General features: G+C 72.7%; 12 protein-coding genes and 1 tRNA gene. 12 read left to right on the forward strand and 1 reads right to left on the reverse strand.

What is annotated here, in order from left to right:
• Positions 1-123 precede the first annotated feature (123 nt).
• Genes ACIQVD_RS06985 through ACIQVD_RS07005 form a run of 5 tightly spaced genes read left to right on the forward strand, consistent with a single transcriptional unit; the run spans position 124 to position 3,476 of the window.
• Positions 124-444 (forward strand): hypothetical protein, encoded by a 321-nt coding sequence (locus ACIQVD_RS06985; protein ID WP_402286527.1) that lies wholly within the window; start codon positions 124-126, stop codon positions 442-444.
• Positions 441-659, forward strand: a complete 219-nt coding sequence (locus tag ACIQVD_RS06990) for a hypothetical protein (RefSeq protein WP_402286529.1) — start codon at positions 441-443, stop codon at positions 657-659. The genes ACIQVD_RS06985 and ACIQVD_RS06990 overlap by 4 nt, the downstream gene beginning before the upstream one ends.
• Positions 656-2,080 carry a replication initiator protein RepSA gene (repSA, locus tag ACIQVD_RS06995; RefSeq protein WP_402286532.1) on the forward strand — a complete coding sequence of 475 codons (1,425 nt, stop codon included), beginning with the start codon at positions 656-658 and terminating at the stop codon, positions 2,078-2,080. The genes ACIQVD_RS06990 and repSA overlap by 4 nt, the downstream gene beginning before the upstream one ends.
• On the forward strand, positions 2,065-2,271 hold the full coding sequence (locus ACIQVD_RS07000; protein WP_402286534.1) for an excisionase family DNA-binding protein: 207 nt from the start codon (positions 2,065-2,067) through the stop codon (positions 2,269-2,271). The genes repSA and ACIQVD_RS07000 overlap by 16 nt, the downstream gene beginning before the upstream one ends.
• Complete coding sequence (locus ACIQVD_RS07005) at positions 2,271-3,476, forward strand: tyrosine-type recombinase/integrase (protein ID WP_402286536.1); 1,206 nt, start codon at positions 2,271-2,273, stop codon at positions 3,474-3,476. Before ACIQVD_RS07000 ends, ACIQVD_RS07005 begins: the two co-directional genes overlap by 1 nt.
• A 76-nt stretch (positions 3,477-3,552) precedes the next feature.
• Here ACIQVD_RS07005 and ACIQVD_RS07010 read toward each other — a convergent pair.
• Positions 3,553-3,627 (reverse strand) — tRNA-Arg (locus ACIQVD_RS07010).
• A gap of 181 nt (positions 3,628-3,808) precedes the next feature.
• On the opposite strand from ACIQVD_RS07010, the gene ACIQVD_RS07015 reads away from it, so the two are divergent.
• The 7 genes from ACIQVD_RS07015 (at position 3,809) to rho (ending at position 13,984) form a co-directional block, all read left to right on the forward strand.
• A complete protein-coding gene (locus tag ACIQVD_RS07015) occupies positions 3,809-4,309 on the forward strand; it encodes a response regulator (RefSeq protein WP_400681806.1) in 501 nt (166 codons plus the stop codon).
• Positions 4,310-4,426: 117 nt separating this feature from the next.
• Complete coding sequence (gene argS / locus ACIQVD_RS07020; protein ID WP_402286538.1) at positions 4,427-6,082, forward strand: arginine--tRNA ligase; 1,656 nt, start codon at positions 4,427-4,429, stop codon at positions 6,080-6,082.
• A 97-nt stretch (positions 6,083-6,179) separates the two neighbouring features.
• The gene (gene lysA, locus ACIQVD_RS07025; protein ID WP_402286540.1) at positions 6,180-7,571 is read left to right on the forward strand and encodes a diaminopimelate decarboxylase; all 1,392 of its coding nucleotides are present in this window, start codon (positions 6,180-6,182) and stop codon (positions 7,569-7,571) included.
• Between the two features lie 133 nt (positions 7,572-7,704).
• Positions 7,705-8,997, forward strand: a complete 1,293-nt coding sequence (locus tag ACIQVD_RS07030; protein ID WP_400681799.1) for a homoserine dehydrogenase — start codon at positions 7,705-7,707, stop codon at positions 8,995-8,997.
• A 10-nt stretch (positions 8,998-9,007) separates the two neighbouring features.
• Positions 9,008-10,105, forward strand: coding sequence for a threonine synthase (gene thrC, locus ACIQVD_RS07035; protein WP_402286542.1), 1,098 nt, complete (start codon positions 9,008-9,010; stop codon positions 10,103-10,105).
• Between the two features lie 280 nt (positions 10,106-10,385).
• A complete protein-coding gene (thrB, locus tag ACIQVD_RS07040; protein WP_402286545.1) occupies positions 10,386-11,327 on the forward strand; it encodes a homoserine kinase in 942 nt (313 codons plus the stop codon).
• Positions 11,328-11,842: 515 nt separating this feature from the next.
• Positions 11,843-13,984, forward strand: a complete 2,142-nt coding sequence (rho, locus tag ACIQVD_RS07045) for a transcription termination factor Rho (protein WP_402286547.1) — start codon at positions 11,843-11,845, stop codon at positions 13,982-13,984.
• The last annotated feature ends 86 nt before the right edge of the window (positions 13,985-14,070 follow it).

Genomic DNA, 14,070 nt, shown 5'->3' on the forward strand with positions numbered 1-14,070 from the left:
TGTGCACTATGTCGGCATAGTGCACCATAGGTCGTGCCGCCAAGCACGTGAAGCAGGGGACGGCGCTCATGCCGCCAAGCCGATGCGCCGTCCCCTTCGCCCCTCTCTCAAGGGAGCTCCATCATGCCTGCAACGCTGCTTCCCTCGCTCTTGCCCACTCAGCCCGCCCACCTCTGCCCGGCCTGCTTCGGGACGCTTCGGGTCGCCGACCCTGACGGCGCGTTGTCCGGCGCGGTCGGCCTGCTGGTGCCGTGCGACTGCGTGAGCCACCTGTACGGACAGGACGACCGGTGCCCGTGCCACATCGCGGTGTGGGGCGAGAACGACGGCCACACCGGCTGGGTGCCGATCCCGCCGGAGGAGTTCGAGGACGACGGCCCGTTCTTCCGCCCCTGCGCCGTCCACGCCCCGGCCCTGCTGCCCGTGCTGGCGGTGGCGGCATGAGCGCCCTGCTGTCCTGGTCCGAGCTGGACGAACCCCGCCGCGACCGCTGCCCCCGCTGCTCGACCCGCGTCCCGGCCTGGCGCTGGGTGCGCGCCGACGGACTGAGGGTCCTCACCCACGACGGCAACACCCTCTGCCCCGCCGACCCGACGTTCGGCACCCTCACCGGTCCCGAACTGGCCCCCACGGCAAGGCCGTTGGCGGTGGCCGCGTGACCCGCACACTGCCCGGCGGGGCGGACCGGCTCGCTGTCGCGGACCTGGCCCGCCTCGCCTCCCGGGGCGACCTGCCCAAGCTCGCCGAGCAGATCCGCCGCACCGGCGGCTGCGCGAACCCGATCCACCTCAAGGGCTTCCGCACCCTCACCCACGCCCCCACCGGCGCGGTGTGGCACCGCTACTCCACCGACCACGAGCCCGGCCACCGGTTGAAAGTCGCGTGCGGCAACCGCCGGGCCTCCCGCTGCCCGGCCTGCGCCCGCACCTACTCCGCTGACACCTTCCACCTGATCCGTGCCGGGCTCGCCGGAGACGACTCCAAGGGCGTCCCGGACACGGTGCGCCAGCACCCCCGTGTGTTCGCCACCCTCACCGCCCCCAGCTTCGGACCCGTGCACAACCGGCCCGACAAGGGCGTCTGCCGCTGTGGCTTCGCCCACCCGGCCGCCTCGCCGCTGCTGGGCACGCCGCTCGACCCCGAGACCTACGACTACGCCCACGCGGTGCTGTGGAACAACCACGCTCCCGACCTGTGGCGGCGCTTCACCATCTCCCTGCGCCGGGAAGTCGCCAAGCGGGCCGGGCTCACCCGCACCGAACTGCCCGAGCACGCCCGGATCTCGTACGGGAAGGTCGCCGAGTACCAGCGGCGCGGCGCCGTGCACTTCCACGCCGTGATCCGCCTCGACGGCCCCGAGGGTGCCGACAAGCCCCCGCCCTCCTGGGCCACCGTCGTGCTCCTAGACGACGCGATCCGGGCCGCCGCCCGCCGCGCCGGCGTCCCCGTCGGCGTCGCAGGCAACCAGCCTGCCCGCGTCCTCAAGTGGGGCACCCAGGTGGACGTCCGCCCGATCGGGGCCTTCGCTGCTGGGGAGATCTCGGAGCGGGCCGTTGCCTCCTACGTCGCCAAGTACGCCACCAAGAGTGCGGAGACCACCGAGACCGTTGACCGCCGCATCCTGGAGCGCCACGAACTCGACCGCCACCAACTCCCCACCCACACAAGGCGGTTGATCGAAGCCTGCTGGGACCTGGACGCGCTCTACCCTGAACGTCTCCTCGCCCACTGGTCGCACATGCTCGGCTTCCGGGGCCACTTCTCCTCCAAGTCCCCCACCTACTCCACCACCCTCGGCGCCCTGCGCCAGGTCCGCGCCGACTTCCGCGCCGAACAGGCCCGCGCCGACCTCCGCGAACGCCTCCTCGCCCAGGGACTCCCGGACCTGGACGACCTGCCCGAAGCCGAAACCCTCGTCGTCGCCCACTGGGCCTTCGCCGGAGCGGGCAACTCCCCGGGCGAGTCCATGCTTGCCGCCTCGATCGCCCGGGACCTGAACGAACGCCGCACCACAGACCGACAGGAAATGCGCGCACAGCTCGCGCGAGAAGAAGGGGAAGCAGCATGGACCGTTTGCTGAGTGTGGGGGAGGTGGCGGAGCGGCTCGGTACTACCGACCGGTTCCCGCGCCGCCTGATCGAGGAACGCCGGATCGCCTTCGTGAAGGTCGGCCGCCACGTCCGTATCCCGGAGACGGCCCTCGCCGCCTTCGTGGCGGCAAACACCGTCCAGCCGGTCACCCGGTCCCGTCGACTGCGGGCGGTGGCCTGATGGCTGGCAAGAAGCGCTTCGGGTCAGTTCGGCAGCTCCCGTCCGGCCGCTGGCAGGTCCGCTACCGCGACCCGGCGACCGGACTCCGGCGGCCCGACGAGAAGACCTACCCCACCAAGACCGACGCCGAGATCAGGCTCAGCCAGCTCGAAGCCGACATCACCCGGGGCAAGTGGGTCGATCCGGATGCCGGGAAGACCAACTTCGGCGAGTACGCGGATACCTGGCTCAAGGAGCGGGGCCTCGCCGATCGGACGCTGGAGCGGTACGAGGGCGTTCTCCGGCTCTACATCAAGCCGACCTTCGGCGCGGGCTTCGTCGGCGAGATCACCACTGCCAAGGTGCGCTCCTGGCGCGCGAAGCTCCTGGAGGCCAAAGTGGGCGGCGCGACCGTCGCCAAGTCCTACCGGGTGCTGCGGGCTGTCCTGAACACCGCTGTGGACGACGAGCTGATCGACCGCAACCCGTGCCGGATTCCCGGGGCTGACAAGGAGGACTCCGCCGAACGGCCGGTCCTGACCATCGAAGAGGTCTACGGCATCGCCGACGCGATCGAGCCCCGCTATCGGGCGCTGGTCCTGATGGCGGCCTTCTCCACCCTGCGTTTCGGCGAGTTCGCCGCACTCCAGCGCCGGGATATCGATCTGGAGCTGGGCATTGTCCGGGTCCGCCGGGCCCAGGCCGAACTCCAGACGGGCCAGCTCAAGGTGAAGCGGCCCAAGAGCGAAGCGGGCGTCCGTCCAGTGGCCTTCCCCGCCTCGATCGTCGGCGAGTTGACAGAGCACCTGCGCTGGTTCGGCGAGCCCGGCTCGGCCGGCCGGGTCTTCGTCGGCCCCCGTGGCGGCCGTCTGCGGCGCAGCAACTTCCACGACGTCTGGACGGCAGCCCTGGACAAGTCGGGCCTCGACTTCGCCCATGTGCTGGAGGAGACCGGGGCCGACAGCGTGCGCTTCCACGACCTGCGGCACACCGGGAACAACCTGGCGGCTGACACCGGGGCCAGCACCCGCGAACTCATGCACCGGATGGGGCACTCCACCATGGACGCGGCGCTGCGCTACCAGCACATGCGCGGCGATCGGGACCGCCTGATCGCCAAGGGCATGGACGACGCGATCAAGAAATCGGGGATCAAGCCCAAGAAGCCTCGCGGCCGGCGGAAGCCCCCGGAAGACCCCAAGGGCACGGCTGGGGCACGCGACTGAACCGAACCTGAACGCAACGAAGGCCCGGGTCTGCGGAACGATTCCGCTGACCTGGGCCTTTGCCTCATTTGCACACTGGTGCCCCCGGTAGGATTCGAACCTACGCACCCGCCTCCGGAGGGCGGTGCTCTATCCCCTGAGCTACGGGGGCCTTGGGCTGACCTCGCGGTGCTGCCCGGCCTGACGGGGAAAACACTACCAGGGAAACTCCGTGCTCCGTGCACGGGTTTCCCCGGCCCGGTCGGGCGCCGCCCCGACGCCCCGTCAGCGGGTGACCGGCAAGTAGCCGAAAGGCCGGACGCGAAGGGCGGGGCGCGGCTACCCTCGGTGAGGTGGCGGCGACGTCGGGGCGGGTCCTCGTGGTGGACGACAGCGAGGTGATCCGCCAGTTGATCAGGGTCAACCTGGAGCTGGAGGGCTTCGAGGTGGTGACCGCCGCCGACGGTGCCGAGTGCCTGGAGGTGGTCGGCCGGGTCGCGCCGGACGTGGTCACGCTGGACGTGGTGATGCCCCGGCTGGACGGTCTGCGCACCGCGGCCCGGCTGCGCGCGGCGCGGGAGACCGCGCACCTGCCGATAGCGATCGTGAGCGCCTGCACGCCGGCCGACCTGGAGCGCGGCGAGTCGGTCGGGGTGGACGGCTACCTGGCCAAGCCCTTCGACCCGGTGGAGCTGGTCGCGCTGGTGCGGCGGCTGCGGGCGGCGGCGGCCGGTCGGCGGCGGTTCGCCTACGACTTCGGGGGACAGGCGCAGGCGCTCGCGCAAACCTGCCGCGATTCCGCCCTGAGCGAACAGGCGCAGGAACTCGTCCGGCCGGAGGAGCCCCACCCGTGAGATGTGCCCGCCAGCGGTGACGTCCGACGAGACGAAGCACGCCCGGCGGCGCGGCGCGGCCCGCCGCGGGCAAACCGAGTGGCGGCCGGGTCCCCCCTCTCGCCTACGCTTGGCACCGTGACACCCGCAGAACTCTCCCAGGCAGTCCAGGCCGCCGTCAGCGCCGCCGCCCAGGCCGGCGAGCTGACCGTCGACGTGCCCGCGCACGTCACGGTCGAGCGGCCCAAGAACAGGGACCACGGCGACTACGCCACCAACGTGGCCCTCCAGCTCGCGAAGCCGGCCGGCAAGCCGCCGCGAGCCGTCGCGGAGGTCCTGGCCGGGCGGCTGCGAGAGATCGCCGGCGTCGCGAAGGTCGACATCGCCGGTCCGGGCTTCCTGAACATCACGCTGGACGCCGCCACCCAGGGCGAGCTGGCGCGCACCATCGTCGAGGCCGGCGAGGCGTACGGCCGCAACGAGGCGCTCAAGGGCCTGCGGATCAACCTGGAGTTCGTCTCGGCGAACCCGACCGGCCCGATCCACATCGGCGGCGTCCGCTGGGCCGCCGTCGGCGACTCGCTGGCCCGGGTGCTCAAGGCCACCGGCGCCGAGGTGTCCACCGAGTACTACCTGAACGACGCCGGCGTGCAGATCACCAAGTTCGCCACGTCGCTGAAGGCCGCCGCCAACGGGCAGCCCGTCCCCGAGGACGGCTACGTCGGCGAGTACATCTCCGACATCGCCAAGGCCGTCACCGACGGCGTCCCCGGCATCCTCGACCTGCCCGAGGTCGAGCAGCTCCAGGTGTTCCGCACCGAGGGCCTCAAGCTGATGGTCGCCGAGATCCAGCGCTCGATGGCCGAGTTCGGCGTGCACTTCGACACCTGGTTCTCCGAGCAGACGCTGCACGACTCCGGCGCGGTCGAGAAGGCCATCGAGCGGCTCCGCGAGCAGGGCCACGTCTTCGACCGGGAGGGCGCGATCTGGCTGCGCACCACCGACTTCGGCGACGACAAGGACCGCGTCCTGATCAAGGCCGACGGCGAGACCACCTACTTCGCCGCCGACGCCGCCTACTACCTGAGCAAGCGGGACCGCGGCGCGGAGGTCTCGGTCTACATGCTCGGCGCGGACCACCACGGCTACGTCAACCGCCTCAAGGCCATCGCGGCCTGCGCGGGCGACGACATGGACCGCAACATCGAGGTGATGATCGGCCAGTTCGTGAAGATGCTGCGCGACGGCAAGGAGGTCCGGCTCTCCAAGCGCGCGGGCAACATCATCACGATCGACGACGTGATCGACTGGATCGGCGTGGACGCGGCCCGCTACATGCTGGTGCGGCAGTCCACCGACTCCACCATCACCATCGACATCGACCTGGTGACCAGCACCTCCCGGGAGAACCCGGTCTACTACGTGCAGTACGCGCACGCCCGGATGTGCTCGGTGCAGCGCAACGCGGTGGAGAAGGGCATCACCCGCAGCGCGGACTTCACACCGGAGCTGCTCGACTCCGAGTGGGAGAACGCCCTGCTCGGCCAGCTCGGCGAGTTCCCGCGGGTGCTGGCCAAGGCCGGCGAGCTGCGCGAGCCGCACCACGTGGCCACGTACCTGGAGGAACTGGCCCGCGCCTACCACCGGTTCTACGACAACTGCCAGATCCTGCCGAAGGGCGACGAGGAGGTCACCGACCTCACGCACGCCCGCCTCTGGCTGGCCGACGCCACCCGGACGACGCTGGCCAACGGCCTCCACCTGCTCGGCGTCTCGGCGCCCGAGCGGATGTAGGCACCCCACCCCCGAACGCGCAGCACAGCGGGGGGCGGCGACCGGTCGACGGCGACCGGTGGCCGCCCCTCGCCATAGGTCGAGGAAGTCGCGAAAGATGAGTCGCTCCGCCCACCCCGCAGGCCCCCGGCACGGCGACGTGCTGCCCGAGGGCCATTACCAGGCCCCGCCGGCCGACCTCAACGCACTCGACCCCAAGGTCTGGTCGCGCACCGTGGCCCGCGACGCCGACGGCGTCGCCACCGTCGGCGGCGTCGACGTGCGCACCCTGGCGGCCGAGTTCGGCACCCCCGCGTACGTGATGGACGAGGCCGACTTCCGGGCCCGGGCCCGGGCCTGGCGGGACGCCTTCGGCGCGGACGCCGACGTGTACTACGCGGGCAAGGCGTTCCTCTCCAAGGCCGTGGTGCGCTGGCTGCACGAGGAGGGCCTGAACGTCGACGTCTGCTCGGCGGGCGAGCTGCACGTGGCGCTGGCGGCCGGCATGCCGGGGGAGCGGATCGCGCTGCACGGCAACAACAAGTCGGTGCCGGAGCTGGAGCAGGCGGTGAAGGCCGGGGTCGGCCACATCGTGGTCGACTCCTTCCAGGAGATCGAGCGGCTGGCGGAGATCGCCGACGCCCAGGGCGTCCGGCAGCCGGTGCTGATCCGGATCACCGTCGGCGTCGAGGCGCACACCCACGAGTTCATCGCCACCGCGCACGAGGACCAGAAGTTCGGCCTGTCGCTCTCCGGCGGCCTGGCCGCCGAGGCGGTCCGCCGGGTGCTGGCCCGGCCGTCCCTGGAGCTGCGCGGCATCCACTCGCACATCGGCTCACAGATCTTCGACTTCGCCGGGTTCGAGGTGGCCGCCCGCCGGGTGGTCGGCCTGCTCGCCGAGGTCCGCGACGAGCACGGCGTCGAGCTGCCGGAGATCGACCTCGGCGGCGGCCTGGGCATCGCCTACACCCCCGAGGACGACCCGCGCGAGCCCGCCGAGATCGCCGCCTCGCTCAGCGAGATCGTCCGGCGCGAGTGCGCCGCCGCCGAGCTGGCCGTCCCCCGGATCTCGGTCGAGCCCGGCCGGGCGATCGTCGGCCCGACCGCGTTCACGCTGTACGAGGTCGGCACCGTCAAGGAGTTGGAGGGCCTGCGCACCTACGTCAGCGTGGACGGCGGCATGTCCGACAACATCCGCACCGCGCTGTACGACGCCGCGTACTCGGTGGCGCTGGTCTCCCGCACCAGCGAGGCCGAGCCGATGCTGGCCCGGGTGGTCGGCAAGCACTGCGAGTCCGGCGACATCGTGGTCAAGGACGCCTTCCTGCCCGCCGACCTGGCCCCCGGCGACCTGATCGCGGTGCCCGCGACCGGCGCCTACTGCCGCTCGATGGCGAGCAACTACAACCACGCCCTCAAGCCCCCGGTGCTGGCCGTCGCGGACGGAGCGGCCCGGGTGATCGTGCGCCGCGAGACGGAGGAGGATCTCCTGCGGCTCGATATCGGCTGACGAAATTTTCGTCTCAGAACGTGGACCAGCCGTAGATCCGTGCGGAAAGTCCCGGAGACTGGTGGGAAACAGGCAAGCCCCCGGGGGCGACGGAACACCCCGACGGGGACCGAAGAATGCAGAGCGGAGTCGGATGATGCGTACGCGCCCGCTGAAGGTGGCGTTGCTGGGCTGTGGTGTGGTGGGCTCCGAGGTGGCGCGCATCATGACGACGACGGCCGACGACCTCGCCGCGCGCATCGGCGCCCCGGTCGAGCTCGCCGGCATCGCGGTCCGCCGGGCCGGGCGCCCCCGCCCCGGGGTGCCCGAGCACCTGCTCACCACCGACGCCGAGGCCCTGGTCGGCCGCGACGACATCGACGTGGTGGTCGAGGTGGTGGGCGGCATCGAGCCGTCCAGGTCGCTGATCCTCAAGGCCTTCGCGGGCGGCGCCTCGGTGGTCTCCGCCAACAAGGCGCTGCTCGCCAAGGACGGCGCCGAACTGCACGAGGCCGCCGCCGCGGCCGGCGTCGACCTCTACTACGAGGCCGCCGTCGCCGGCGCGATCCCGCTGCTGCGCCCGCTGCGCGAGTCGCTGGCCGGCGACAAGGTGAACCGGGTGCTGGGCATCGTCAACGGCACCACCAACTTCATCCTCGACAAGATGGACTCCTCCGGCGCCGGGTACTCCGAGGCGCTGGAGGAGGCCACCGCGCTGGGCTACGCCGAGGCCGACCCGACCGCCGACGTGGAGGGCTTCGACGCCGCCGCCAAGGCCGCCATCCTGGCCGGGATCGCCTTCCACACCAAGGTCACCGCCGCGGACGTCTACCGCGAGGGCATCACCGAGGTCACCGCCGCCGACATCGCCTCCGCCAAGCAGATGGGCTGCGTGGTCAAGCTGCTGGCGATCTGCGAGCGGGCCGCCGACGGCGCCTCGGTCACCGCCCGGGTGCACCCGGCGATGATCCCGCTTAGCCACCCGCTGGCCTCCGTCCGCGAGGCGTACAACGCGGTCTTCGTGGAGGCCGAGGCGGCCGGCCGGCTGATGTTCTACGGCCCCGGCGCCGGCGGCTCGCCGACCGCCTCCGCGGTCCTCGGCGACCTGGTCGCGGTCTGCCGCAACAAGGTGAACGGCACCACCGGCCCCGGCGACTCGGTGTACGCCGCGCTGCCCGCCAAGCCGATGGACCAGGTGGTCACCCGCTACCACGTCAGCCTGGACGTGGACGACCGCGCGGGCGTGCTCGCCCAGGTCGCCTCGGTCTTCGCCGAGCACGGCGTCTCCATCGACACCGTGCGCCAGCAGGGCCGCGACGGCGACGCCGCGCTCGTCGTGGTCACCCACCGCGCCACCGACGCCGCCCTGTCGGCGACGGTCGACAAGCTCCGCGCACTGGACAGCGTGCGCGACGTGGCCAGCATCATGCGGGTCGAAGGGGAATAGGAAAGCCGCCATGAACGCCATTGCCGAAAGCACCGTCCGAGGCAGCCACACCCACCAGTGGCGCGGCCTCATCGAGGAGTACCGCGACCGCCTCCCGGTCACCGGCTCCACCCCGGTGGTGACCCTGCTGGAGGGCGGCACGCCGCTCGTCCCCGCCCAGGTGCTCTCCGAGCGCACCGGCTGCGACGTCTACCTCAAGGTCGAGGGCGCCAACCCGACCGGCTCCTTCAAGGACCGCGGGATGACCATGGCCATCTCCAAGGCCAAGGAGGAGGGCGCCCAGGCCGTCATCTGCGCGTCCACCGGCAACACCTCGGCCTCCGCCGCCGCCTACGCGGTGCGGGCCGGCATGGTCTCCGCCGTGCTCGTCCCGCAGGGCAAGATCGCCCTCGGCAAGATGGGCCAGGCGCTGGTGCACGGCGCCAAGATCCTCCAGGTCGACGGCAACTTCGACGACTGCCTGACGCTGGCCCGCGAACTCTCCGAGAAGTACCCGGTCGCCCTGGTCAACTCGGTGAACCCGGTGCGCATCGAGGGCCAGAAGACCGCCGCCTTCGAGATCGTCGACATGCTCGGCGACGCCCCCGACATCCACGTCCTCCCGGTCGGCAACGCGGGCAACATCACCGCCTACTGGAAGGGCTACCGCGAGTACGCGGCGGACGGCCTGGCCGCCCGCACCCCCCGGATGTGGGGCTTCCAGGCGGCCGGCTCGGCCCCGATCGTGGACGGCGCCCCGGTGCTCAAGCCGCAGACCATCGCCACCGCGATCCGGATCGGCAACCCGGCCTCCTGGGACTACGCGCTGGCCGCCCGGGACGACTCCGGCGGCCTCATCGACAAGGTGACGGACCGTCAGATCCTGTCCGCCTACCGCCTGTTGGCCGCGCAGGAGGGCGTCTTCGTGGAGCCCGCCTCCGCCGCCTCGGTGGCCGGCCTGCTCGCCAAGGCCGAGGCCGGCCTGGTCGACCCCGGCCAGCGGATCGTCTGCACCGTCACCGGCAACGGCCTCAAGGACCCGGACTGGGCGGTGGCCGGCGCGCCGCAGCCGCAGGTCGTCCCGATCGACCCGGAGACGGCCGCCCGCCGCCTCGGCCTGCTCGACTGACCCACCCCTGACCGAGCGTCAACCCGGCGAGCGGACCGCCCCCGAGGGCGGCCGCTCGCCGCCGCTTTCCGGTCAACCCACCGGCGCTTTCGCGCTGCTTGCGGCAACACGGAAGATCCGGGCCGGGCGGGGTGTACCGCTCCGGAACCTCTCTTCGATACGCTTGACCCCGGCGGGCCGCGCCATGCTGCGCGCCCCTTTCGAGACCCCGCCGCCACGTACCACCGCAGGCCCCGTCGTCCGGGCCTCTCCCCCCACCGTTCAGGAGTGTGTCCACCGCATGGCCGGTCCCGCGTTCCGCGCCGCCGCCGTCCGGGTCCGCGTCCCCGCGACCAGCGCCAACCTCGGCCCCGGCTTCGACGCCTTCGGCCTCGCCCTGGGGCTCTACGACGACGTGGTGGTCCGGGTCGCCGACTCCGGCCTGACCGTGGACATCGCCGGCGAGGGCTCCGAGGACCTCGCCCGCGACGAGCGCCACCTGGTGGTCCGCGCGATGCGGGCCGCCTTCGACCGGCTCGGCGGCCAGCCCCGCGGCCTCGAAGTGGTCTGCGCCAACCGCATACCGCACGGCCGCGGCCTGGGCTCCTCGTCCGCCGCGATCTGCGCCGGCATCGTCGCCGCCCGCGCCGTCACCATCGGCGGCGCCTCCGCGCTCGGCGACGACGCGCTGCTCGCCCTCGCCTCCGAGCTGGAGGGCCACCCGGACAACGTCGCGGCCTGCCTGCGCGGCAACTTCACCGTCGCCTGGACCGAGGACGACGGCGCCCGCACCATCACCCTGGACCCGTCCGACCGGGTCGTGCCGGTCGTGTTCATCCCGTCCACCGAGGTGCTCACCGAGACCGCCCGCGGCCTGCTGCCCAAGACCGTGCCGCTGTCCGACGCCGCGGTCAACGCGGGCCGCGCGGCCCTGCTGGTCGAGGCGCTCACCCGCCGCCCGGAGCTGCTGCTCACCGCCACCGAGGACCGCCTGCACCAGGACTACCGGGCCTCCGCGATGCCGGACAGCGCGGCCCTGGTCGCCGCCCTGCGCACCGAGGGCGTCCCCGCCGTCATCTCGGGTGCCGGACCGACCGTGCTCGCCCTCACCGACGAGGCCCACGTCGGCAAGGTGATGGAGTTCGCCGCCGGCGGCCGCGGGTACGGCGCAGGTGCGCAGTTCGCGGCGCACCGGCTGGAGCTGGACCGCACCGGGGCGACCGTCCTGCCGCTCGACATGTGAGACGGACACGATTGACAAGCAAAGGGCTGGGGAATGTGTCAGGGGGTAGGTAGTGTTAACCTCATTGCTGCACCAGATGCCCTCCGGGCGCCGGTGCGACGCATCCCGATCCCGTTCCCCCGTCCGCACGGGGGCCGGAAGCTCGGGAGCACGATTCTCCGGGAGCTCGCCACACCGCGTACGCAGCCTGCCTGCGCAAGTGGGGCCCATCCCGAAGCCGTGACGGCACCGGACTCCCCCCTCCAGCCTCCGCACTGAGGCCAGGCCGGGCGGGGCCCGCGCCGCCGCCGCGCGACGGGGGCCCGGGCATCGAACAAGGCGCAGCGAGGTCGGCACCAGAAACCCGGCCGTCCGCGCCGCTTCGCACCACAGTGCACCGCACTCCGCAGCTCCCCGGGAGGACCAGCCTCCCGCGGGAATCCAGCCCCTGACCAGCGCGAAGAGACGCCGGCCAGGACAGCACAACCGGTCGCCGTGCCAGACAGGCCGACGTCCGCTCCAGGGAAGGACCCTTAGTGAGCGACACCACCGATCTGATGGGCGCGCGCCCGGACGCCGAGGCGTCGGACGCAGCCGCCCCCGCGGCTCCGGCGCGCCGTCGTCGTACCGCCGCCGCCGGCCTGGACGGCCTGGTGCTGGCCGAGCTCCAGAAGCTCGCCTCGTCCCTCGGGATCAGCGGTACCGGACGGCTGCGCAAGAGCCAGCTGATCGAGGCGATCAAGGAGAAGAGCGGCGGGGACCCGCTGCTCGCGGGCGCCTCCGGCGCCGCCGCTCCGGCCGCCAAGAAGACCGCCAAGACCGCCGCCCCGGCCGCCGAGACCGAGGCCGCCCCGGCCGCCCCGGCCGAGGAGCAGGGTGAATCGGCGGCCGCGCCGCGGGCGGCCCGCCGCACCCGCGCCGCCGCCACCGCCGAACCGCAGGCGCAGATCGAGATCCCGGTGCAGGCCGCCGCCGAGACCGCGGCCGCCACCGCCCGGGCCGAGCGCCCGCGCCGCCGGGCCACCGCCGCGGCCGGCGCCCCGACCGCCGAGCCCGGCGCCGTCACCGCCACCGAGCAGGCCCCCGCCGAGGCCAAGGCCGAGGCGCAGCGCCCGGCCGCCGCCGACGGCGAGGCCCGCGCCGAGCGCCGCGAGCGCCGGGACCGCCGCGAGCGCGGCGACCGTCCCGAGCGGGCCGACCGTCCCGAGCGCGCCGAGCGGGCCGAGGCCCCCGCGGCCGACAACGACAACGAGGTGCGCGAGTCCCGCCGGGACCGCCGCAACCGCCGCGAGCGCGACCGCGCCGACCGCCAGCAGGGCGGCGGCCAGCAGCAGGACGGCGGCCAGGGCCGCCAGCAGGGCGGCAGCCAGCAGCAGGGCGGCGGCGCCCAGCAGCAGGGCGGCAGCCAGCAGCAGGGCGGCTACGACGACGACGAGTTCGGCGACGGGCGCCGCGGCCGCCGCGGCCGCTACCGCGACCGCCGGGGCCGCCGCCGCGACGGCTTCGAGGGCGCGGGCGGCCCCGAGGTCCCGCTGAGCGACGACGACGTCCTGATCCCGGTCGCCGGCATCCTGGACATCCTCGACAACTACGCCTTCGTCCGGACCTCGGGCTACCTGCCCGGCCAGAACGACGTCTACGTCTCGCTGGCCCAGGTCCGCAAGCACGGCCTGCGCAAGGGCGACGCCATCACCGGCGCGGTCCGCCAGCCCAAGGACGGCGAGCGCCGCGAGAAGTTCAACGCCCTGGTGCGGCTGGACTCCGTCAACGGCATGGACCCGGACAGCGGCCGCGGCCGCCCCGAGTTCGGCAAGCTGACCCCGCTGTACCCGCAGGAGCGGCTGCGCCTGGAGACCGACCCGGGCGTGCTGACCACCCGGATCATCGACCTGGTGTCGCCGATCGGCAAGGGCCAGCGCGGTCTGATCGTGGCCCCGCCGAAGACCGGCAAGACCATGATCATGCAGGCGATCGCCAACGCGATCACCCACAACAACCCCGAGTGCCACCTGATGGTCGTCCTGGTGGACGAGCGTCCGGAGGAGGTCACCGACATGCAGCGGTCGGTGAAGGGCGAGGTCATCTCCTCGACCTTCGACCGCCCGGCCGAGGACCACACCACCGTCGCCGAGCTCGCCATCGAGCGCGCCAAGCGCCTGGTGGAGCTGGGCCACGACGTGGTGATCCTGCTGGACTCCATCACCCGCCTGGGCCGCGCCTACAACCTGGCCGCGCCCGCCTCCGGCCGCATCCTGTCCGGTGGTGTCGACTCGACCGCGCTGTACCCGCCGAAGAAGTTCTTCGGCGCCGCGCGCAACATCGAGAACGGCGGCTCGCTGACCATCCTGGCCACCGCGCTGGTCGACACCGGCTCGCGGATGGACGAGGTGATCTTCGAGGAGTTCAAGGGCACCGGCAACATGGAGCTCAAGCTCGACCGGAAGCTCTCGGACAAGCGCATCTTCCCCTCCGTCGACGTGGACGCCTCCGGCACCCGCAAGGAGGAGATCCTGCTCGGCCACGAGGAGCTGGCCATCACCTGGAAGCTCCGCCGGGTGCTGCACGCGCTGGACTCGCAGCAGGCGATCGAGCTGCTGCTGGACAAGATGAAGCAGACCAAGTCGAACGCCGAGTTCCTGATGCAGATCGCCAAGAACACCCCCGGTTCGGGCGACTGACACCGGTGGCACCACCCGGGCCCCGCACCGCCGCCAGGCGGTGCGGGGCCCGCCGCTTTCCCGGGCCCGGCCCGGAAACCGATCAC

This window comes from Kitasatospora sp. NPDC090308 (assembly GCF_044769485.1).
Classification (GTDB): Bacteria; Actinomycetota; Actinomycetes; order Streptomycetales; family Streptomycetaceae; genus Kitasatospora; species Kitasatospora fiedleri.